We start from the raw sequence: 22658 nt of genomic DNA, 5'->3' as shown, positions 1-22658 counted from the left end.
TTTATAATAAAAAAGAGGACTTCAAAGAAGTCCTCAAGTTCTGTTAAAGTATTATCTTAATAATTCTCTAACCTTAGCTGCCTTACCTACTCTTGCTCTTAAGTATCCTAAGTGAGCTCTTCTTACTCTACCTTTTCTAGATATTTCTATCTTTTCGATAATTGGAGCATGTATTGGGAATGTTCTTTCAACTGCTGTACCAAGAGCAATTCTTCTTACAGTGAAAGTTTCTCTACAACCACCATTTTGCTTCTTAATAACAGTACCCTCGAACATTTGAACTCTTTCTCTAGCACCTTCTTTAATTTTAACGTATACTTTTACAGTGTCTCCAACGTTAAAACTAGGTAGATCAGTTCTTATTTGTTCTTGCTCTATAGCTCTTATAATTTCATTCATCGTGTAGTCCTCCTTAAAAATAATTTTGACGTTCATACCAAAGCCTTGTTCAGTAGAGGATCGCCAGTACTAGCACAAATTTTATTTTATCATAGGAAATCCCTTAATGCAAGAATATTTTACAATTTTTCATCATTAAGTATCTTTAAATCTTCCTTAGAAAGAACAATTTTCTTATAAAGATCGTGTCGTCTTTCTTTCGTAATTAAAAGAGATTTCTTCCTTCTCCATTTTCTAATATTTTCATGGTGTCCCGATAAAAGTATTTGAGGAACCTTATGGCCTTCGTATTCTTCGGGCCTAGTATATTGAGGATATTCTAATAGACCTTCAGAATAGGATTCCTCCATAAAGCTCTCTTCCTTACCAAGAACGCCAGGTACTAGTCGTAAAATAGAATCTATAACCGGAATAGCTGCCATTTCACCACCGGTGACAATAAAGTCTCCTAGGGATATCTCCATATCAATATGTCCATACACCCTCTCGTCTATGCCTTCATAATGGCCACATAAAAAAATCAATTCTTTTTCCTTTGAAAGTTCACTTGCCATTTTCTGATTAAATGTCTCACCTCTAGGGCCTAGAAAAATAACTTTACCTTTGTTATGTATTTTTGAGGCCTTAATAGAATCCACTATAGGTTGTGGCCCCATAACCATTCCAGCGCCACCACCATAAGGAGAATCATCTACCTTTTTGTGTTTGCTTAAAGTATAGTCACGTATATTTATACATTCTATTTTAACAAGCTCATTTTCTCTTGCTCTTCCTATAATTGAGTTGTTAAATATAGAAAACATATCAGGAAAAAGAGTTAAAATACTAATCTTCATCCTGCCATTCCCTTACTGGTTTAATTAGAATTCTTTTTTCTGCTATAACTACATCTAATACTATATCCCTAAGAACAGGTATTAATAATTCTTTAGGTTCTTTAATCCAATAAACATCATTATTTTTAGTTTCTAACACATCAAAAACCAAACCTAAATTAACATCTTCAGTATCATATACTGTGCAACCTATTAAATCTGTAACATAAAAGGTATCAGCCTCAAGTTCAGGTTCTTTGTCCCTTTGAACACTAATATACTTTTGCTTATAGGTTTCAGCTTGATTCATATCTTCTATACCTTCAAGTTTAAGAATAACCCTATCCTTTTGAAATTTCACACCTAATATATTCATCCATTTATCTTCAACTAATACACATTTATATCTTTTAAAATTTTCAGGATTGCTAGTTAAAGACATCACCTTAACCTCACCTTTAATTCCATGTGTATTAACAATTTGCCCTACTTTAAAAAGTTCACTCATAATCTCACCTCATTCTTTTAAATGTACAAAAAGAGTTAGGATATACCTAACTCTTAATTTTAGATTATTTCTACTAATATCTTTTTTTCTTCCTTAACTGATGCAGCCTTTACTACGGTTCTAATAGCTTTCGCTGTTCTCCCCTGTTTTCCAATAACCTTACCCATATCGTCAGATGCAACCTTAAGCTGAAGGGTAATTGATTGTTCAGTTACAACTTCATTAACTTCCACATCTTCAGGATGATCTACTAGGGCTTTAGCTATGATTTCAACTAATTCTTTCATATAAGACCTGCAAGAACTATACAATCCTTGCAGAAATCACCTCCAAAAATTACTTGTTAAGGCCTACTTGCTTTAATAATCTCTTAACTACATCTGTAGCTTGTGCACCCTTACCTAACCATTCAGTAGCTTTTGCTTCATCTACTTTAAGTTCCATTGGTGTAGCTATTGGGTTATAGTATCCTATTTCTTCGATGAATCTTCCGTCTCTTGGACTTCTTGAATCAGCAACTACTATTCTATAAAAAGGATTTTTGTGAGCACCCATTCTTCTTAATCTTATTTTAACTGCCATTATATTTTCACCCCCTTAAAGGTTTATTATCTATTTAACTCATAAAAGGCATCTTACCAAGCATTCCCTTTTTAGACTTCTTAGTCAATGATTTCATTTGCTTCATTTGCTTTTTCATCATCTCGTAGCCTTTAATGAGTTTATTGATTTCTTGTATTGTTGTTCCTGACCCTAGCGCTATTCTCTTCTTTCTTGAAGATGAGCCTATTACTAGAGTTGGATTACGTCTTTCCTTTATTGTCATAGAGTGAATAATAGCTTCAGCACCTGACATTTGCTTTTCACTTTTCCCTAGGTCAACTTGACCTAATTGCTTTGAATCAAGCCCTGGAACCATCTCTAAAAGTTTATCAAGAGGTCCAAGTTTCTTCATCTGTTCCATTGCTGTTAGATAGTCCTCAAAATTCAGTTCTGAACTCATCATCTTTTTTGCTAAGTCTCCAGCTTCTTTTTCATCAATAGATTCTTGAGCCTTTTCAATTAAAGATAAAACATCTCCCATACCTAAAATTCTTGAAGCCATCCTATCAGGATAGAACACCTCAAAGTCACTCATTTTCTCTCCAACACCTACAAATTTTATTGGCTTTTCAGCAATGCTTCTAATTGATAGTGCAGCACCACCTCTAGTATCTCCATCAAGTTTAGTTAAGATTACACCTGTTATATCAAGCTGATTATTAAAGCTTTCAGCAACATTTACCGCATCTTGACCAGTCATTGAATCAACTACCAACAATATTTCCTCTGGAGTTATTGCTTCCTTAACATCTTTAAGTTCCTGCATAAGTTCCTCATCAATGTGAAGCCTACCAGCAGTATCGATAATAATAACATTATTACCATCTTCTCTTCCTTGTTTTATAGCAGCTTTTGCTATATCTACTGGAGAAATTTTATCTCCCATAGAAAATACTGGAATATCTATTTGGTTTCCAACAACTTGTAACTGTTTAATAGCTGCTGGTCTATAAATATCGCATGCAACAAGTAGCGGCTTTTTATTATTCTTTCTAAGTTCTAGAGCAAGCTTACCACACATTGTAGTCTTACCTGCACCTTGAAGTCCTACTAGCATAATAACAGTCGGCCCTGTGCTTGCGTAATTTAGTTTACTTTGACTTCCACCCATAAGATTTGTAAGTTCTTCGTTAACTATCTTAACTACTTGTTGCCCTGGAGTTAAACTTTGTAATACTTCTTCTCCAACACATTTAGTACTTACATTAGAAACAAAGTTCTTTACAACCTTATAGTTGACATCGGCTTCTAACAAAGCAAGCTTTACTTCTCTCATAGCTTCTTTAATATCTTTTTCGTTTAACTTCCCTTTACCTTTTAATTTCTTCAAGGTAGCTTGAAGTTTTTCTGCTAATCCTTCAAAAGCCATATTAAACCTCCTATACTTATTATAGATTCTCTAATTTGTTCTTAAATTCTTCATACTCTTCATCATTAATTGAATATTTAACTTTTAAGTTATTTAAAATATCTACAATTTTACTTTCACGATTTATACTCTTTTGAAGTAAGTTAAGCTTACTTTCATAGGATGTAAGTAATTTGTAACATCTTTTTATTAAATCATGGATGGCTTGACGGCTTGTTTTGTTAAGTTCAGCAATTTCAGCCAAGGATAAATCCTCATTATAATACAAATCCATAATGTTACACTGTTTCTCAGTTAATAACGGATTATACAAATCCATTAATAGTGAAATCTCAACCCTATCTTCCATAATAATCACCTTACCTACAAAAAATATAATATCAGATTTACTTTATAGTGTCAAGTAATTTTACTTAACACCTTAATAAATTTTAAAACAATGCCTCTGCAAAGCTTTCCGCATCAAATTCTTGTAAATCATCCACGCCTTCACCTACACCAATATATCTAACTGGTATGTTTAAACTATTCTTAATAGATATTACTACTCCGCCCTTAGCAGTTCCATCTAATTTTGTAAGTATAATCCCATCTATAGGACATACCTCCATAAATTGTCTTGCTTGAATTACAGCATTTTGACCCGTTGTTCCATCTAAAACTAATAGAATCTCTTTATTCTCTTCACCGAAACCCCTATCAATTATCCTATTAATCTTTGATAATTCATTCATAAGATTTTTCTTATTATGAAGTCTTCCTGCAGTATCACATATAAGCAAGTCTATTTTTCTAGCCTTAGCAGCTTGAATTCCATCAAATACAACTGCAGCAGGGTCTGAGCCTTCTTCATGCCTTATCATATCAACACCAGCTCTATTGCTCCATATTTCAAGTTGCTCAATGGCTGCAGCACGAAAGGTGTCAGCAGCAACTAATAAGACTTTTTTACCCTCAGCCTTTTTTTTAGCAGCTAATTTTCCTATAGAGGTTGTTTTACCAACTCCATTAACACCAATAACTAGCATAACTTTCTTGTCAATGCCTTTACTATCGTCATCTGTTCCCTGTAGCATTATTTCTTTTATCACCTTTTTCAAAGTGGGAATAACCTGATTAGTATCATTAATTTTTTCTTTTCTAATTTTATTTCTAAGTCTTTCTATTATTTCCATTGTTGTGTCCATACCTATATCTGATGTTATAAGTATTTCCTCAATTTCCTCATATAAATCTTCATCTATAGTAACTGCAAGCTTAAGAGCTTCATTTATTTTGTCTGTTAGACCATCTCTAGTCTTTGATAATCCGGCTTTTAGTTTATCAAATAAATTACCAAACATTATTTTTCCTCCTTAAATTTTATCTGTTTAAATTAACTGAAACAACCTTTGAAACTCCCTTTTCTTCCATAGTAACACCATACATTAAGTCACTGGCTTCCATAGTTCCCTTTCTATGAGTTATTACTATAAATTGTATTTTCTTTGAAAACTCTACTAAAAATTCAGCATATCTGTTTACATTAGCATCATCAAGGGCGGCTTCTATCTCATCTAAAATACAAAACGGTGTAGGCTTCATCTTTAAAATAGCAAATAATAATGCAATAGCAGATAATACCTTTTCCCCACCAGACATTAGATTAATGTTTTGGAGTTTTTTTCCTGGAAGCTCCACATTAATATCTATATTAGCAGTAAGTTCATCACCTTCTGAAAGAATTAGCTCGGCATTCCCTCCTTTAAATAATTCCTTAAAGGTTTCATTAAAGTATTTATTAATAATTTTGAAATTATCTCTAAATAAAATTTTCATTTTATCAGTCATTTCACCTATAACAGAGAGTAGTTCTGCTTCTGCTTTTTCTAGATCCTCCCGTTGAGATGACATAAACTCGTATTTTTCTTTAATCTCTTCATATTCTTCAATTGCGGCTAAATTTACAATTCCTAAAGATGTTACCTTCCTTTTTAACGTTGTTATATTATCTTTAAAACTATTTGCATCCTTCACCTCTACAGCTATATCTACTGCTTCTGCAAGGGTTAACCCAAGTTCTTCATTTAGTTTAGTATAAAGATTATTCATTTCCATCTCATTTTTAGCCCTTTGAAGTTCTCTTTTATTTAACTCGGCCTCTTCTTTATTTATTATATCTAAGGATTCATTAATTACACTATCTTTTATTCTAAAATCTTCCTTAAATTTTTCTTTGGAAAATTCCTTTTCCTTAAAAGCACTTTCTAAAGTTTCTACTATTTCCTGTGATTCTTTTATCTCCTTGAACTTTAATATGATTTCACTGTTTAAATTATTAATCCCTTTATTATTTTCTTCATTCTCTTTAAGTATTTTAAAAACGCTTGAATTGTTTTCTTCTATCTCAATTTTAATACGTTCTACTTCACTTATTTTATTTAAAAGAATCTCATCTATTGCTCCCTTATTAACCTTAAGTTGGGTTAACTTTTCCCTATCCTGACTAATTTCACCCTTTGATGTTTGTAGAATACTTTCTAGGTTTTTAACCTTTTCCTTATTTGAAAATGTTTCCCCATTTAAAATTAAAAGTTCAGATTCTTTTTTCTTTAATTCCTTATTTAACCTCACTATATCCTCTTCATTTCTCTTCTTTTCACCCTTTGAGATTTCAAGGCTATAAGATAATTTTTGTGTTTCATTTTTTAATGAACCAAGTTGACTTTCAGCTTTAGCAATTTCTACAGTTTTAAAGTGAACTTCATCTTTGTTATTTAACATTTCTTCATCTAAAGTTTTAAGTTTTAATTTTAACGCTTCTAATTCGTTTGAAATCTTTGCTAGTTCTCGCTTCTTATTTTCAAGATTTTCATGTATTTCCTCTATTTCTCTTTTTCTACTAAGTATATTAGTGTGTTTAGCATGAATACTACCTCCAGTTAAAGCTCCCCCTGGAGTTATAATTTCACCTGCCAAAGTAACTATTCTGTAGTTATTATTTCCTTTTTTAGATATGTTTAATGCTGAATCCATATCCCTGCATACAATAGTTCTTCCTAAAAGGTTATTAATTGCCTTTTCATACTTTTCAGAAAAGGATATAACCTCTGAGGCTATTCCTATAAATCCATCTATATTTTTAATATAACTATCTAGTTGAATCTTATTACCTCTAATATTATTTAAAGGTAAAAATGTAGCTCTTCCCAAATGATTGTTCTTTAAATAATTAATAAGATCTTTAGCAATTTTTTCATCTTCAGTTATGACATTAGAAATTCCTGCACCTAGTGCAATTTCAATAGCAGTTTCATAATCCTTATTAACCTTAAATATCTCTCCTACTACTTTAGTCTCATCCGCCAGTTTTATAGCTCCAGTCTGAATTCTTTCCATCAGAACCTTAACAGATCTATTATATCCTTCATAATGCTTTTCAAGATTTGTTAGTATAGTCTTATTAGCTTCTAATTGATTTATTGATTTATTAACTAAATTAACCTCTGAATATTTTTTTGTTATATTTGTACTTAATATAGATGTTTCTTTTTTCTTTTCAAGTATTCCATATTCTAAGCCTTTAACATAAGAATTGTCCTCTTGTAATCTTTCCTTGATTTCTTCTAATGTAGCTAAATTAATCTTTATATTTTCTTCTGTTGAGGATAAGGATAAATTAAATAATTCTTTCTTATCTTTCTTAAATTTAGAATCATTATTTATTAAAGTAATAGCATTTTTAATATCTGACTGCCCTCTTAAGAATTCAAATTCATCTTCTTTTAAATCTCTAATTTCATTTTCAGCAATAGAAATTGAATTAATTGAATCTAAGCTTTTCTCCTCTAAATCCTTTATTGCTACTTCTTTTAATTCCTGTTGAGCAGCTTTGTCATTTAAATCCTTTTCTGCTTTTAACTTTTCATCCTTCAAAAGATCTATCTTAATATTTACTCCATGTATAATGTCAGCATTCTTTTCTATATTGGCATTTATATTATTTATTCTTTCCTTATATATTTCAATATCATTATTAATTTTACCTATAAGTTCTTTTCTATTATAATACTCCAACTTCTTTTCACTTGTAATTTTATTAATATTCTCTATTTTTTCCTCTAAGTCTCTAAGTTTATCTTTATTTTCTTGAAGTTCTTTTTTCTTGTTGTTTAAATCTTTCTGCCTTGAATTTACTTCATAAACAGAATCTTTTAAATTTACTTCTATTTCATTAATAAAGCAGACTAATAAAGAAACTTCCTTCTCTTTAAGCTCATTTGAAATTTCCGTATATTCTAGAGCTTTTTCTCTTTCAATTTTTAAAGGCTCAATTCTCTCTTCGTAGGTAGATATTATATCTTTAATCCGTATAAGATTTACATCAGTATTTGAGAGTTTCTTCTCAGCTTCTTCTTTTCGAGATTTATATTTAACAATTCCCGCAGCTTCTTCAAGAAGTGCCCTTCTCTCCTCTGTCTTTCCACTTAAAATCGCTTCTATCTTACCTTGTCCAATTAATGAGTAACCTTCCTTACCTATACCAGTATCCATAAACAATTGAGTAATATCTTTTAGTCTACATTTAGATCCATTTATTAAATATTCAGCTTCTCCCGACCTAAAAATTCTTCTTGAAACGGTTACTTCATTATAATCAGTAGACAAAGTACCATCTTCATTATCTAAGGTCAATGAAACTTGCGCAAGACCCACAGCTTTTCTATACTGGGTTCCAGCAAAAATAACATCTTCCATCTTTCCGCCTCTTAAGGTCTTTACACTCTGTTCTCCAAGTACCCATCTAACTGAATCAGAAATATTACTTTTCCCACTGCCATTAGGACCAACGACTGCCGTTACTCCCTTTTTAAATTTCAATTCTGTTTTATCAGCAAAGGATTTGAACCCTCTTATTTCAAGAGATTTTAAAAACACCTAATCCACTCCTCATACTAAAATATACTTGGAATTAATCCAATAATAAAACTAATTGCCATTAAGGCCGCTAATACATATATAATTAATTGTCTTTTCTTTTTTCTCAAAATAATCACTCCATTCTTATAATCTAAGTTTATAGTAAATGTTGTTAAAATTCAATAAATCTGAGTAAGAAAAGTATATTAGTGGATAGGCAATTTAATAACATCATAAAATCACTATTAAATTTAAAAATTAATATAAAATAGCACTTACTTATTTTACTAAGCAAGTGCTGTTATTTTTCTGTATATCAACTCCTATATTTCTTCACGTTTAAATTGCTGAATTTTCCGTTTGCATTTTAAAACTAACTTTAAAATTGAAAAAGATATCACCGCAAGTACTACTGTAAATATTCCAATAATATATGAACCAGTTGTAATTGTCCCCACCAACTCTATAAAGAAAATAATGATTTCTACTGCTAAAAATACTTTGAAAAATTTCTCAATCTTACTGTATTGAGCGATTTTCGATTCCACATCTGTATACATTTCAAAAGGACCGTCCACTGCTTTTTTCTGTAAATATACCCATCTCCACCACTGACCTATAACTTCTATTCCTGCCTCCTCCATAAAAGATGCATACTCCTCCTTGTCACCCTTCCAATTATCAAGCAAATCTATCTGATAACTGTATTCTCCAGGCTCACATTGTTGAAAAGTATAAAATCCAAGGAAGAATTTTTTGAAGGCCCATCCATTTAAAGACATTGTTCTTAACCAATCTTCTTCTTCATCTTTGTCATAATATAGTTTGAATTTTAACATTTATCTATACCTCCTAATCTTCCATATTTTTTGAGTTTTTCACAAGTTCCTTCAACCTTTTGACTTCATTTTGAAATACTTCTTTGCCTATATTTGTAAGCAGGTATTCCTTTTTCTTTCTAGATTCCTTATCCTCACTATATAAACTGATCCATTCTTTTGTAAGCATTGAATTAATAGCACCATATAAGGTTCCTGGTCCTAATGTGACCCTTCCAACTGTCATTTCACTTACATCCTGAATAATCCCATATCCATGGTTAGGTGTTCGTACCGCCAATAAAATATAAAATAAAGCTTCTGTCAATGGTATACTTTTATCCAAATATATCGACCTCCTATCTATCGTCCGGTGATATATATAATATATCACCTCTCGATATATGTGTCAATAATATATTTTAAAAAAATAGCATAGCCGAAGCTACACTATTTTTGAATTTAACTAAACAATAGTCTACTGTATCCCTTATAGGTATCCTTAAATATTTCTTGCTCCTTTGGTAATAACTCCATAAATCCTGGTAATATACATGGTTTAATAAATTATTATTACACTTAATTCATCATCACCTAGAGATACAAGTCTATAGTGATAATGATCTATTAAACTTACTATATTAATACACACATCTTATTTTCTCTACTTTTTTATTAACTAGTGCTAAATTCTATTAATCTGCTTTTTATACTTACTACTAGTTATAACATAAAATATAATTTGAATAACAGAATATACAGCAAAAACAAACAAACTATTTTTCCACATATTTTCACCATCACTAATAACATTAAATATAGTAGATAAAAAATAACCTGTACAAGTTAAAGCTATAACTGGAGGGACAAGAAATACTGCACCTAATTCTTTCATAGCTAACTTATTAATTTCATTTCTAGTTAAGCCTATTTTCATTAATTGTTTACTTCTTTCTCTATCCTCTTCAATAGATGCTATTGTCTTAAAGTATAAAACTGCCGCACTTCCTATTAAAAACATCATTCCCATAAAACTAAAAATAAATAGCATAAAACCATTTCCTTTAATAGCAGCATCAAACATGGATTCCTTAATAATTAATGTATCACTAACTGCCTTACTTAAATTAGACTCTAAACTATCCTTTAAACCTTCATGACCCTCACTATTTTTAACATTAAAAAGTACATCATAGGTGACTACTTCATCTCCAAGCTTTTCCTTCATCATATTATAATCTTCATTATTAACAACTATCTCATCACCTCTAAGATAGTTATCGCTGTAGAAGGTATTTACAGCAGTAGATACTTCATCTCTTTTATTTTCATTTGCTACATACATATACTCATCCATCTTATGTTGCTCTTTATATTGATCTAAAGATACTTCATCTTTAATTTCTTTCTTAGATAAATCTAAAATAAAGCCCCCATCTAAAAGACCTCCCGTCTTTTGCGTATGAGAATAAAGAACTTCTCCTCTTTTTAAATTTAGTTCCTTCTTTCCTAGACTTCTATAGTTATCTTCACTTATTACTAACAAATTAAATCTACGATATAAGCATTTACCTTCATAAACTCTGATATCAGGAATATTTAATCCTTCTAACGCAATGTAATTTTTAACTTCACCTAAGTTCTTTAAAACAATATCTTTTATGTTTTTATTATTCATCTGACTTTTATCAACTATAAAACTCATATCATAAGGATACTTTATCTCAATTTTTCTCTCCGTTGACTTATAATTGCTATAGGCCATAGATATAAATATCATTGCACCTGAAACCATTAATGCAACTACATATAACACTGATTTATAAGACATAAACCTATGTGCAAGCGAATTAACAAATAATATATTATTATTATAGGTTCTTTTAAATTTCCTCAGAACCTTTACTACCACAGTCATTGAAAACCCTATTAATAAATAAACTGATACTGCAGTTCCAAATATAGAATATGAAAGAACTAAGTTTGAATTAATTTTTGCGTTGTCGTTAACAAGCATATTAAATGCAATAAGTGAACTAATAAAAATTATTATTCCTATAATTCCTAAAATAACACTTGTACTTCCTACATCTTTCTTTGACTTAGACTTTAATATATTAATAACTGAATATCTTTTTAAAAACACCATTTGATATCCTGTAGTAAATAAAAATATTCCAGCTGAAATTAATAATATTGTTCCATAAGCTTTAAAACTTAGAGGAATAAGTATATTGTCAATTCTTAATATTTTTCCTATAGCCATATGAAAAAGTTTTGAAAACACACTTCCCCCAATAGATGCAAATAGAAAAGATAACATAGAAATTATAATATTTTCATAGCAAAGTATCTTTATTATTTCTTTTGAAGTTAATCCTATTGTAAAATATACTCCAAATTCTTTTCCCCTGTATTTTGTAAAAGAAACTGTTGTAAATATTATAAATATTGCAGAAAAAGCTACCATTATTATCACTGTAGAATTAATATTTGCTTTTAAAGGTATAGTTTCATCTGCATTCATAAATTCCTGACTAAATATTAAAGTAAAAAACATAAATAGAATACATTGAATAAGACTATTGCCAAGAAGATAAGCTGTGTAATTCTTAATGTTATGCTTAATATTTTTTATAATCATTGAAGAAAAATCCATTATTCTTGCCCCCCTATAACAAGTTGAGCTTCTATTACCTTATCAAAGAACCCTTTTCTATTTCCATTAGAGTTTATCTCAAGCTTAATAGCTCCATCCTTTATAAATATAATTCTCTTGCAAAAGGATGCTGCAAAAGGATCATGAGTTACCATAACAATTGTAGATTTTTTCTCTTCATTTATCTTTTTAAAACTTTCCATTATATTCATTGATGATTTTGAATCTAAATTTCCTGTAGGCTCATCCCCCAGTATTATTTTAGGCTCTTTAATTAACGCCCTAGCCTCTGCCGTTCTTTGCTTTTGACCACCTGAAATATTATAAGGATAACTATTTTTCACTTCCTTTAAACCAAAATATTCTATTAATTCATTAACCTTATCCTCAATAACTTTTGGTTTTACCCTATCTAATGTTAAAGGAAATCCTATGTTTTCTTTAACAGTTAAGCTATCTAAAAGATTATACTCTTGAAATATAAAACCAATATTGTTCCTTCTAAAAATAGCCATATCATCCTTTTTCATAGTAATAATATTTTTTTCACCTATAAAAATTTCACCTGCTGTAGCTTTATCAATTCCAGCTAAAATATTTAATAAAGTTGTTTTACCACTTCCACTAGGCCCCATAACTCCTAAGAATTCTCCATCCTCAACCTTAAAGGATATGTCATTAAGTGCTTTTATAGCTTGCGCGCCTTTAAATGCATCATAAACTTTAGTTACTTTTTTACATTCTAAAACTTTCATATAAATATACCTCATTCCTTTTCTAAACTTTATCTAAAGTATATTATCTATTACCATATTCTCAAATCGATTTTGCTTACCTAACCTTACATGAGTGAAAGGTTACTTTTCTTTTAAATATGTAATACTAACTCTTGTCCCTTTATCAACCTCAGACGTTATGTGTATTTCATCATTAAGATTATCACAAATACATTTACACATATAAAGTCCTATACCAGAAGATTTTTCTTCTTTTCTTCCATTACTGCCTGTAAAAAACGCCTCAAAAACTCTAGAAAGCTCCTCAGTTTTTATTCCAATTCCTGAATCCTGTATATAAAGTATAACCTTATCCTCACTCTCTTCTGCATAAAAGCATACCTTCCTTGCTGCTAATGAATACTTTATAGCATTACTTATAATTTGCACAACAACATATTCACTCCATTTTGAATCTGATAAGATATAAAAATCTTCAGGAATATTAACCTCTGGAAATACATTAGCATAGATGAAATTTCTTTTTTGTGAATTAATACTTTTCTTGACTAGCTTCTTTAGATTTATACCTTCTGGGACATAGTCTTTAGAAAATGCTCCAAGTCTAAATATATTTAATGCTCCTTCTAAATTCTTTTGTAATAAACTGTTTTCACCTCTTATATCCTTAACCACATCTCCATCAGATAATTTTTCTATTGCCAAATTTATTACTGCAACAGAAGTTTTCATATTATGAATCCACTCTATAAGTAATTTCTCCTTCTCTTCATTTCTGTTTTCTAAAGTATATATTTTTGAAATATAATCATTATGGACTTCTCTAATTTCATCAAATACTTCTTCAAAAATACTATCTTCAGCTTTATAACTAGGACTTGTTTTTACTTCTTCAAGGGATTTATAAAATGATTTGTATATAAAAAATTTATAAATTAAATATACACCTAAATAAAATAAACACATTAAAATAGGATAAAACATAAATTCCTTATCATATAGAAAGTAATAAAAGAGCATTATAGAAAAAACACTACATAAATAAATAGAAAGAAAAACTTTCTCCTTTTTTAAAGTAGCTCTTACTAATTTACCTAAGGACATAGCCCATCCCCCTCTTCGTTTCTATGGTTAATTGTATTTCCTTATCCTTAAGCTTCTTCTTTAACCTTGTTATGTTAACTGTTAAAGTATTATCATCTACAAATTCATCCTCATCCCATAATACCTCTAGCAATTCTTCTCTTTTAACTACTTTTTCATAGTTAATGAAAAATATCTTAAGGAGCTTGTATTCATTTTTAGATAAAGGAATACTTTCATTATCTACTCTTATTTCCATGCTCTCACAAAAAAGCTTTATATTCTTAACCTCAATAATGTTTTCATTGAAACTATTTGTTCTTCTTAAGACTGCATTTATTTTTGATAAAAGTATTCCCATGCTAAAAGGTTTTGTTATGTAATCATCTGCGCCTAGATCTATCCCTCTAATTTGTTCTCCCTCTTCACTTCTTGAAGAAACTATAATAATAGGAGTATTTAGCTTTTTCCTAATTACCTTCAAAAAATAGAATCCATCAAACTTAGGAAGATTTATATCCAAAAGTATTAAATCACTTTCGGCCTTATATATTTCCTCCTCAACATGATTGAAATCTTTTATTGTTTGAACTGAATAATCATAAGCACTTAAGTATTCTTCCATATATTTTATTAACTTAGCATCATCTTCTATAAGTAAAAGTTTTTTCCTCATCTTCATCCTCTTTTATTTAATCTTATTTTAAATTTATTATTTATTATTTAATTCTATAATTTTACCTTTAATCCTTTTATATGTTCTTTCACGCCTAAGATAAATCTACTGTAAATCCGATTTAGAGTTTTCATTAAATTCATCACTACAATAAGCCATAATATTAAATTGTGATCATATTGTTTAAATCCGAATTATTTTAAAGCATATATAGTATTGTACTATTTATGGTACGGTTCCCCATTAATAATCCTAAACTTTATTCAATATTTAAGTCCTTTTCTCTAGCAACAGCAGCTTCCAATTATAGACATAACCAACACTTTACTCGCTCTCACGTGCAAAAATAGAAAACATTACTATTTATAATAGTGCCATAGGTTTCCATTATAACAAGTATCTAAAACTTCCTTACTGTCAAAGGTGATATATGCCTCATCATATTTTATTTATCTGCTCTAATTTTTTACGATACCTATTTTCTTGATAATTCAGACTTTTATTAATTAGCATAAGTATCCTCTTTTTATCTTCACAAATTGAATCTTCCATAATAAAATCTATTACATTAATCTGATATTCTTCTTCTATCCATTCTTTTAACTCTTGAAAAAATGGTATTAATACGTCTTTACCATGTATAATTGACATTGCATGATTATACTGTTCTTGTGTTATTAATAACGGCATATGAACTCTCCTTCTTTGCAAATATATTTTCATACCTCTATTATACATTAGATTTTAGTAAACAATCACATAATATGTCACATTCAAACACCCATCTCTATCTAAAAGACCACGAAGCGACTAACTAAAGTCTCACCTTTACCCAAAGATTTATTCTCATCATAATCTTGAAAATCAACCATATCATTACCTTTAACATCTTTTTCATCTTTTTCATCTGTAAAATCATAGATTTTCTCTTTTTTCTTCTTTTTATCCATCATCATATTTTTCTTGGTTTCCAAACCTATAGGAATTTTCTCTTGCAACTTATTATTAGGCTTGTCCTTAACTGTTTTATCAACTTTGTTAATGCTACTGCTAGTAGTTTCTAAATTACCTATGTCCTCAATTTTAACAACTTCAACTTTATTTTGACCTATTGTATTTTCAAACCCTTTATCTTCATTATCATATATCTCTTTTTTCAAATCTTCTTTTACCACTATTTCCTTATTTTTTACCTCTTCATCTTTAGACTTTATTTTTTCTTGCACCTTAATGTTTTGATGTTTAGCAAAATTCGTAACTCTATAAACATTAACTTCATTAAGTTCAATCATTTCTAATTCTATAAATGTATCTAGGGCTAACTTAATTTGCCTACAGTCTCTATTAAATTCTATTGCTAAGGTTTCAATAGTATATGGCATGTTTTTTGACATATATAAATCGCCTTCCTGATTAACCTTACCAGCTAAATTTACAAGCCTAGACCAAATATGTTGGATAAGATCCCTTTCAGGCCTTGTATCTATTATTTTTAATTTAATATCTTCATACATATCAATTTTTATTTTAACAATTTTTCTCGGTCTCATAATAATCACTCCTCATGATATCTCGCGTACTCGCTTGTACACGGATTTATTTTTTTCATTGTACTTTTCACTTTAGATATATGCTTTACATAAAAATATTACAGTAAATCGAGTGATTTTTTTTCATTAAATTTCTACAAATTTTTCCTTTTGATTATATTTTTATAGAAAATAAAAAAAAGACACTACATCCCACAAGATGTAATATCTTTTTATAAAAGAATCTATAATTTCCCTTATATTGAAAAAGACACAGCTAATAGCTGCATCTTAAATAATCTTACTTATTAAAATATTTCCTCTTTCTAATTCACCAGAAACCTTAACCTGTATCTCGTAACCTTCTCTACTCAGCTTATTATAATAAAATTTCTTATTTGCATATAACTTGCTTAAATCTTTTTCATTAATTTCCACCAATGCCTTTGAAGGACTTCCTAATGTTTCTCTAATCTTTTCACTCATCAAACTTCCCTCAACTAATTCTCTAAATGCGGGGTGAAATGGCCCAGCTATGACATCCACATCTTTAGCAATAGCTTCTGTTGGTTGAAGCCCTATTCTAATAATTTGAACATTAGCCTCAGTATATAATTTATAAAGCTCTTTACATACTTCAACGGCTTCCTCTAATGAATATGGGATATACTCCCCTCTTAGATACATAGTTTCCATTGGAGTATCCTTTATTACTAAGGAAGGATATATTCTACAGATATCAGGTTTCATCTCTATTGATTTTTTAACAGACATAATATCTTTATTAAAGTTGTCCTTTGGAAGCCCAGGCATAATCTGATGCCCTAATGTAAAGCCAGACTCTTTAATTAGCTTAGATGCCACTTCCACATCCTTAACTGTATGTCCTCTTCCTGAAGCCACAAGAACATCATCATAGAGAGATTGTACTCCAAGTTCAATAATATCAACCTTGTATTCCTCAATGTAATTAAGTATATACTGATTAATTGCATCAGGACGAGTCGACAATCTTATTTTATCAATTAAACCTTTATCCTTATATTCCATGGCTACTTGCAAAAGTTCCTGTTGTTTCTTTTCCTCTATAGCTGTAAATGTCCCCCCAAAAAAAGATATTTCCACAGTAGAACCAATTCTATTAATAGTACTTAAATACTCATCAACTATATTGTATACAGTTCTAGCAGTAACTCTATCCTTTACACCTGTTATCCTATCTTGATTACAGAATACACAGTTATGTGGGCATCCTTCGTGGGGTACAAATATAGGTATAATATAATAATCTTTACTCATCTATAGCTTCCAAGTTAATCAAGGCTTCCTTTGCTGCATTTTGTTCAGCTTCCTTTTTACTATACCCTAGACCTTTACCCATCTCCTTGTCAGCCAGAAAAACACTAACAAAAAACTTTCTATGATGGGGTGGCCCTTCATATTTAATTAACTCATAAGTAATATTTACTTCTCCATTTACCTGTAAGAGTTCTTGTAATTTGGTCTTAAAATCCAATATTATCTTATTTTGAACAGCTTTGCTAATTATGTCCATAAACTTTTCCATAATAAATTTATTTGCTTCTTCAATCCCTCTATCTAAATATATAGCAGCAAGAACGGCTTCAACAGCATCAGCTTGTATAGAAATTCTTTCTCTACCGCCAGTTAGTTCTTCTCCTCGACTCATTCTAATAAACTCTGATAGATTAATTTTTCGGGCAACTTTATATAAGGAATTTTCACATACTATTAGGCTTCTAATCTTAGTCAATTCCCCTTCTGACTTATTTTTATAATTTACAAACAAATATTCTGTAATACATAATTGTAAAACAGAATCACCTAAAAATTCTAACCTCTCGTTGTACTGTGCATCCTTAAACTGCTTTGCATATGAACTATGAGTAAGTGCAGTCTGTATTAAAGTTGAATTATTGAATTTGACTCCAATAGCCTCTTCAACATTTATTAAATTCTTCATTGTGCCTCCTATAAGTGTATTCTTCAATCTTTAGATTTTCATTCTAATAAATTCAAGAATACACTATTCTAAAATGAAAATCCCGCCAAAATGCGGGATTATATTAGTCCTCTTGTTGTGTCTTTACGTAAGTAACTACATCTCCAACTGTTTTGAATCCTTCAACTTCTTCATCAGGTATCTCTAAGTCTAGTTCATCTTCTAAAGCCATTATTAATTCAACAATATCTAAAGAATCTGCATTCAAATCATCTGTAAATGATGATTCCAAAGTAATTTCTTCAACATTAATACTAAGTTTATCTGCTATTATTTCTTGTATTTTTTCAAACATTATCTTCACCTCCAAAGTCCTTTCCTTTTGATAATAGTATATATAAATATATTCGTCAATATACCTTTTAAATAAATTTGGAATATTATTTTGTTTTTGCCATTTCGCTTTCAATTTTAGACAATATCCCTCTTTCTTTGAAACTCTTAGCTTGTTTTATTGCATTTTTAAAAGCCTTTCCATCAGAACTACCATGTGCTTTTATACAAACTGCCTTTACTCCTAAAAACGGTGCTCCTCCAACTTCCTTATAATCAAATTTAACCATAAGTTTTTTGAAAACAGGCTTTAATAGTAAAGCTCCCAGTTTCGCAAATATTGACGATGAATAAATTTCATCCTTAATCATTCCTAATAAATTTGAAGCGCAGCCTTCATACATTTTTAAAACTGTATTTCCAACAAATCCATCTGTAACTAATACATTAACTTCTCCCTTAGGAATTTCTCTAGGTTCAACATTACCAACGAAATTAAACTCCTCTTCCTTAAGAAGTTTATAAGTAGCTTTAGTTAATTCATTACCCTTTTCGTCTTCCACCCCTATATTAACAAGACCCACAGAAGTATTTTTTGAATCAAACATAGCTTCATAGTATATTTTACCCATCTTAGCAAATTGAACTAGATACTCCGGTTTACAATCCACATTAGCACCAACATCGACAACCATAAATTTTCCTCGTCGTCCTGGCATTATAGGCGCTAGGGCCGGTCTCTCAATTCCTTTAATTCTTCCAATAATAAGGGTACATCCCGCTAAAAATGCTCCCGTACTTCCTGCAGAAATTATTGCTTCACATTCCCCTGTACTTACTAAGTTCAATGCTTTAACTATACTTGAATCTTTTTTCTTTCTTAAGGCCATAACAGGATGCTCATTAGCTTCTATAACCTCTGTTGCATTTACTATTGTTACTCGTTCCTTAGAGTAATTATATTTAAAAAGTTCCGCTTCAATTTTATCTTTTGGCCCAGTAATATATATTTCTAAATCATTATATTCTTTTAATGCTTGTACCATACCCTCTACTACAGCCCTAGGTGCATGATCTCCACCCATTCCATCTATAGCTATCTTCATAATTTTCTCTCCTTTTTTCGTTTAAATAAAAGAAAAGAAAGTCAAAAGACTTTCTTTATTCTTGAGCAATTGCTACTACTTCTATGCCCTTATAATAACCACAATTCTTACATACTCTATGACTAAGTTTCATGTCATGACATTGAGGACATTCAACTATACCAGGTATACTTGTCTTCATAGTTTGAGCTCTTCTTGAATCTCTTCTAGCTCTAAATGTTTTTCTTGTTGGATTTCCCATTGTTACACCTCCTTATTATTCAACAACGATCTTAATCCTTCTAATCTGATATCATAGTCTTCGTTGTTACAGTTACAACTTTGCCTATTTAGGTTAGCACCACAACTTTGACATAATCCTTTGCAATGCACCTGGCAAAGTTTTTTAATAGGTAAGGTCGAAATTATTGAATTTTCAACAATTTCTGCGATGTCTAAAACATCATCTTGTACAAATGTTAGATTATCTTCCCCTATTAGAAGACTACTATCACTTGTAAACCTTTCTTCTATATCAATATCTATTGGATAGATAAAGGTATCTAAACATCTTGAACAAATAAGTTCTACTTCACACTGGATATGTATTTGTATGCTTACAACATCATTATCCGCCGCAGCTGAACCTTCTGTTATAACTTCTGATATTGGATTAACTTTGTCCCCTTCAAAAGTAAAGGGTTCAATCTTAAAATTAAGTGAAATATTCTTTTTCCGTTCTTTTTTTGAAATTAAGTCTGATAATTTAATCTTCATAAGACAGACTCTAATGAGTCTTTTCACTCCTTAGTAGAAATATTTGCTGAACAAACACAATTTATTATATAAAGCATCGGACTAAAAGTCAAGGGATTAATGTAATAAGTCTCTTGTTTCTTTTGCAATCATTAACTCTTCGTTAGTCGGAATGACATAAACTTTGACTTTCGAATCATCAGTTGATATTAAAGCAATCTCTCCCATAACCTTATTTCTTTCCTTATTTAAATGCACGCCCATATATTCAAGGCCTTCTAAAATGTCGATTCTTGTTTCAAAAGAATTTTCACCAATACCTGCTGTAAATACAATAACATCTACTCCACCTAAGGCTGCAGCATATGCACCAATTTGTGTTTTTATCTTATAACTAAAAATGTCTAAAGCTAATTTAGCAATTTCATTTTCATTGTTATACGCAGCTTCCTTAATATCTCTTAAGTCTGAGCTTATACTTGTGATTCCTAAAACTCCAGACTTTTTATTTAAAATTTCACTAACTTCATCAATTGTATATCCAAGTTCCTTAACCAAATACATTATAATTGCTGGATCGATACTACCGCTCCTAGTTCCCATTGCTACACCGTCAAGAGGGGTAAATCCCATTGAAGTATCTATAGATTTTCCGCCCTTAATAGCTGTAATACTTGCTCCATTTCCTATATGGCAAGAAATAATATTTATGTCTTCAATGTTTTTACCCATAACCTGAGCAACTTTTTGCGAAACATATTTATGACTAGTTCCGTGAAAACCATATTTTCTAATGCCATGCTTTTCATAAAGTTCATATGGTAGTGGGTAAAGGTATGCCCGTTTAGGCATTGTTCCATGAAATGCTGTATCAAAAACTACAGCCATAGGAATCCTGGGCATAAGTGCCTTACAAGCTTCTATACCTATTATGTTTGGCCTGTTATGAAGCGGTGCTAATTTTACACATTCTTCTAAATAGTCCATAACTTCATCATTAACTAATACAGATTGTGAATATTTTTCTCCTCCATGAACAACTCTATGACCTACAGCAGAAATTTCATCCATGCTTTTAATAACTCCATTAGTCTTATCAACTAATGCATTTAAAGCATGACTAATCGCTTCCTTATGATCCTTCATAGGCACTTGTACAATATACTTATCTCTACCCTTTACTTTCTGAGTAAGAATTGATCCATCTATTCCTACTCTTTCAACTAACCCTTGTGCCAGTAAATCTTCATTGCTCATATCAATTAATTGATATTTCACAGAAGAACTTCCACAATTTATTACTAATATTTTCATGAGTACTACGCCTCCTTTAATTTTCTTTTTGCTTTTTTAGTCCTTGTTGTGCTTGAACTGCAGTAATTGCAACAACCTTTACTATGTCTTCGAAGCTACAACCTCTTGATAAATCATTGATAGGTTTAGCAAACCCTTGACAAATTGGACCTATTGCTTCAGCATTTGCAAATCTTTGAACTAATTTATAGCCAATATTTCCCGATTGTAAATCAGGGAATATTAATACATTTGCTCTTCCTGCCACCTTGCTATTTGGGGCCTTTTGACCTGCCACTTTTTGTACTATAGCTGCATCTAATTGCAATTCTCCATCTACTAATAAATCTGGTCTAAGTTCTTTAACTTTTTCTGTAGCGTTTCTAACCTTTGTTACTAAGTCATTATCGGCGCTTCCCATAGTTGAAAAGGAAAGCATAGCAACTTTTGGTTCGATTTTACATATTTCCTTTGCAGTTTCAGCTGTAGCAATTGCAATTGCTGCCAATTGATCTTCATTTGGATTTGGATTAACAGCACAATCTGAAAATAAAAGCATTCCTTCTTCTCCATATTGAGAACCTGGAACCACCATAATAAAGAAACTTGATACAACTGATACCCCAGGTGCTGTCTTTATGATTTGTAATCCTGGTCTTAGAAGATCTCCAGTCGTGTGTACAGCTCCCGACACCATTCCATCTGCATCGTCCATTTTTACCATCATTGTTGCAAAATATAAAGGATCTTTAACTATTTTTTCAGCCTTTATTACAGTCATTCCTTTAGCCTTTCTTAGTTCATAAAAGCTTTGTATATATTTATCTAATCTATTTGATTTTTCAGGATCTACTATTTCAATACCAGTCAAATCTATATCAATCTGTACTGCCTTATTTAAAATTGCTTCTCTATCTCCTATTAATATAGGAAATGCAATACCTTCCTCATGAATATTTTTTGCCGCCATTATTGTTCTCTCTTCATTGCCTTCTGGAAGTACTATTCTTTTTTTATCACGTCTTGCAACTTCCAGAATTTTATTCATAAGCTCCATATATATTCTCCTTTCATTATATATTCCTCTTACCATATACTATACTCCTATGCCTCTACACATTTCAACCTTAAAA

Annotated in this window: 25 protein-coding genes; all 25 read right to left on the bottom strand. The window is 30.5% G+C overall.

Annotated features, from left to right (window positions below):
• Positions 1-51 precede the first annotated feature (51 nt).
• The 25 genes from rplS to pta all read right to left on the bottom strand — a co-directional run bounded on the left by rplS (position 52) and on the right by pta (position 22582).
• The gene (gene rplS / locus CLVI_RS02405; protein WP_106058517.1) at positions 52-399 is read right to left on the bottom strand and encodes a 50S ribosomal protein L19; all 348 of its coding nucleotides are present in this window, start codon (positions 397-399) and stop codon (positions 52-54) included.
• Positions 400-518: 119 nt separating this feature from the next.
• A complete protein-coding gene (trmD, locus tag CLVI_RS02400) occupies positions 519-1235 on the bottom strand; it encodes a tRNA (guanosine(37)-N1)-methyltransferase TrmD (protein ID WP_106058516.1) in 717 nt (238 codons plus the stop codon).
• Positions 1225-1722 (bottom strand): ribosome maturation factor RimM, encoded by a 498-nt coding sequence (rimM, locus tag CLVI_RS02395; protein WP_106058515.1) that lies wholly within the window; start codon positions 1720-1722, stop codon positions 1225-1227. The genes trmD and rimM overlap by 11 nt, the downstream gene beginning before the upstream one ends.
• Before the next feature lie 59 nt (positions 1723-1781).
• Positions 1782-2009, bottom strand: coding sequence for a KH domain-containing protein (locus CLVI_RS02390; protein ID WP_106058514.1), 228 nt, complete (start codon positions 2007-2009; stop codon positions 1782-1784).
• 49 nt (positions 2010-2058) lie between these two features.
• On the bottom strand, positions 2059-2304 hold the full coding sequence (gene rpsP / locus CLVI_RS02385; RefSeq protein WP_106058513.1) for a 30S ribosomal protein S16: 246 nt from the start codon (positions 2302-2304) through the stop codon (positions 2059-2061).
• Between the two features lie 34 nt (positions 2305-2338).
• Complete coding sequence (ffh, locus tag CLVI_RS02380; RefSeq protein ID WP_106058512.1) at positions 2339-3694, bottom strand: signal recognition particle protein; 1356 nt, start codon at positions 3692-3694, stop codon at positions 2339-2341.
• A gap of 19 nt (positions 3695-3713) precedes the next feature.
• Positions 3714-4043, bottom strand: a complete 330-nt coding sequence (locus CLVI_RS02375) for a putative DNA-binding protein (RefSeq protein ID WP_106058511.1) — start codon at positions 4041-4043, stop codon at positions 3714-3716.
• Positions 4044-4125: 82 nt separating this feature from the next.
• On the bottom strand, positions 4126-5037 hold the full coding sequence (gene ftsY / locus CLVI_RS02370; protein ID WP_106058510.1) for a signal recognition particle-docking protein FtsY: 912 nt from the start codon (positions 5035-5037) through the stop codon (positions 4126-4128).
• Between the two features lie 19 nt (positions 5038-5056).
• Positions 5057-8611 carry a chromosome segregation protein SMC gene (gene smc, locus CLVI_RS02365; RefSeq protein WP_106058509.1) on the bottom strand — a complete coding sequence of 1185 codons (3555 nt, stop codon included), beginning with the start codon at positions 8609-8611 and terminating at the stop codon, positions 5057-5059.
• Between the two features lie 305 nt (positions 8612-8916).
• Positions 8917-9432 (bottom strand): DUF2812 domain-containing protein, encoded by a 516-nt coding sequence (locus CLVI_RS02360; protein WP_106058508.1) that lies wholly within the window; start codon positions 9430-9432, stop codon positions 8917-8919.
• Positions 9433-9445: 13 nt separating this feature from the next.
• Positions 9446-9757, bottom strand: a complete 312-nt coding sequence (locus tag CLVI_RS02355) for a PadR family transcriptional regulator (protein ID WP_106058507.1) — start codon at positions 9755-9757, stop codon at positions 9446-9448.
• A 339-nt stretch (positions 9758-10096) separates the two neighbouring features.
• The gene (locus CLVI_RS02350; protein WP_106058506.1) at positions 10097-12070 is read right to left on the bottom strand and encodes an FtsX-like permease family protein; all 1974 of its coding nucleotides are present in this window, start codon (positions 12068-12070) and stop codon (positions 10097-10099) included.
• Complete coding sequence (locus CLVI_RS02345) at positions 12070-12825, bottom strand: ABC transporter ATP-binding protein (protein ID WP_106058505.1); 756 nt, start codon at positions 12823-12825, stop codon at positions 12070-12072. Before CLVI_RS02345 ends, CLVI_RS02350 begins: the two co-directional genes overlap by 1 nt.
• A gap of 102 nt (positions 12826-12927) precedes the next feature.
• The gene (locus CLVI_RS02340) at positions 12928-13911 is read right to left on the bottom strand and encodes a sensor histidine kinase (protein WP_106058504.1); all 984 of its coding nucleotides are present in this window, start codon (positions 13909-13911) and stop codon (positions 12928-12930) included.
• On the bottom strand, positions 13898-14566 hold the full coding sequence (locus tag CLVI_RS02335) for a response regulator transcription factor (protein WP_106058503.1): 669 nt from the start codon (positions 14564-14566) through the stop codon (positions 13898-13900). The genes CLVI_RS02340 and CLVI_RS02335 overlap by 14 nt, the downstream gene beginning before the upstream one ends.
• 438 nt (positions 14567-15004) lie before the next feature.
• A complete protein-coding gene (locus tag CLVI_RS02330; RefSeq protein WP_106058502.1) occupies positions 15005-15256 on the bottom strand; it encodes a hypothetical protein in 252 nt (83 codons plus the stop codon).
• A 101-nt stretch (positions 15257-15357) separates the two neighbouring features.
• Positions 15358-16116: a phage replisome organizer N-terminal domain-containing protein gene (locus CLVI_RS02325; protein WP_106058501.1), complete on the bottom strand. Its 759-nt coding sequence runs from the start codon at positions 16114-16116 to the stop codon at positions 15358-15360.
• 270 nt (positions 16117-16386) lie between these two features.
• Positions 16387-17394, bottom strand: coding sequence for an elongator complex protein 3 (locus CLVI_RS02320; RefSeq protein ID WP_106058500.1), 1008 nt, complete (start codon positions 17392-17394; stop codon positions 16387-16389).
• Positions 17387-18079, bottom strand: coding sequence for a ribonuclease III (gene rnc, locus CLVI_RS02315; protein ID WP_106058499.1), 693 nt, complete (start codon positions 18077-18079; stop codon positions 17387-17389). Before rnc ends, CLVI_RS02320 begins: the two co-directional genes overlap by 8 nt.
• Positions 18080-18182: 103 nt before the next feature.
• Positions 18183-18413, bottom strand: a complete 231-nt coding sequence (gene acpP, locus CLVI_RS02310; RefSeq protein ID WP_106058498.1) for an acyl carrier protein — start codon at positions 18411-18413, stop codon at positions 18183-18185.
• A gap of 85 nt (positions 18414-18498) precedes the next feature.
• Positions 18499-19497 (bottom strand): phosphate acyltransferase PlsX, encoded by a 999-nt coding sequence (gene plsX, locus CLVI_RS02305; protein ID WP_106058497.1) that lies wholly within the window; start codon positions 19495-19497, stop codon positions 18499-18501.
• A 55-nt stretch (positions 19498-19552) separates the two neighbouring features.
• Positions 19553-19738 (bottom strand): 50S ribosomal protein L32, encoded by a 186-nt coding sequence (gene rpmF, locus CLVI_RS02300; protein WP_106058496.1) that lies wholly within the window; start codon positions 19736-19738, stop codon positions 19553-19555.
• Positions 19739-19740: 2 nt separating this feature from the next.
• Positions 19741-20253, bottom strand: coding sequence for a YceD family protein (locus CLVI_RS02295; RefSeq protein ID WP_106058495.1), 513 nt, complete (start codon positions 20251-20253; stop codon positions 19741-19743).
• 96 nt (positions 20254-20349) lie between these two features.
• Entirely contained in the window at positions 20350-21546 is a 1197-nt protein-coding gene (locus CLVI_RS02290) for an acetate/propionate family kinase (protein WP_106058494.1), read from the bottom strand.
• A 16-nt stretch (positions 21547-21562) separates the two neighbouring features.
• Positions 21563-22582 (bottom strand): phosphate acetyltransferase, encoded by a 1020-nt coding sequence (pta, locus tag CLVI_RS02285; RefSeq protein ID WP_106058537.1) that lies wholly within the window; start codon positions 22580-22582, stop codon positions 21563-21565.
• Positions 22583-22658: the final 76 nt, after the last annotated feature.

It is taken from the genome of Clostridium vincentii, assembly GCF_002995745.1.
GTDB classification, from domain to species: Bacteria; Bacillota; Clostridia; order Clostridiales; family Clostridiaceae; genus Clostridium; species Clostridium vincentii.
The sequence above is the reverse complement of the archived record's forward strand: the minus strand, read 5'-3'. Positions and strand labels throughout refer to the sequence as shown.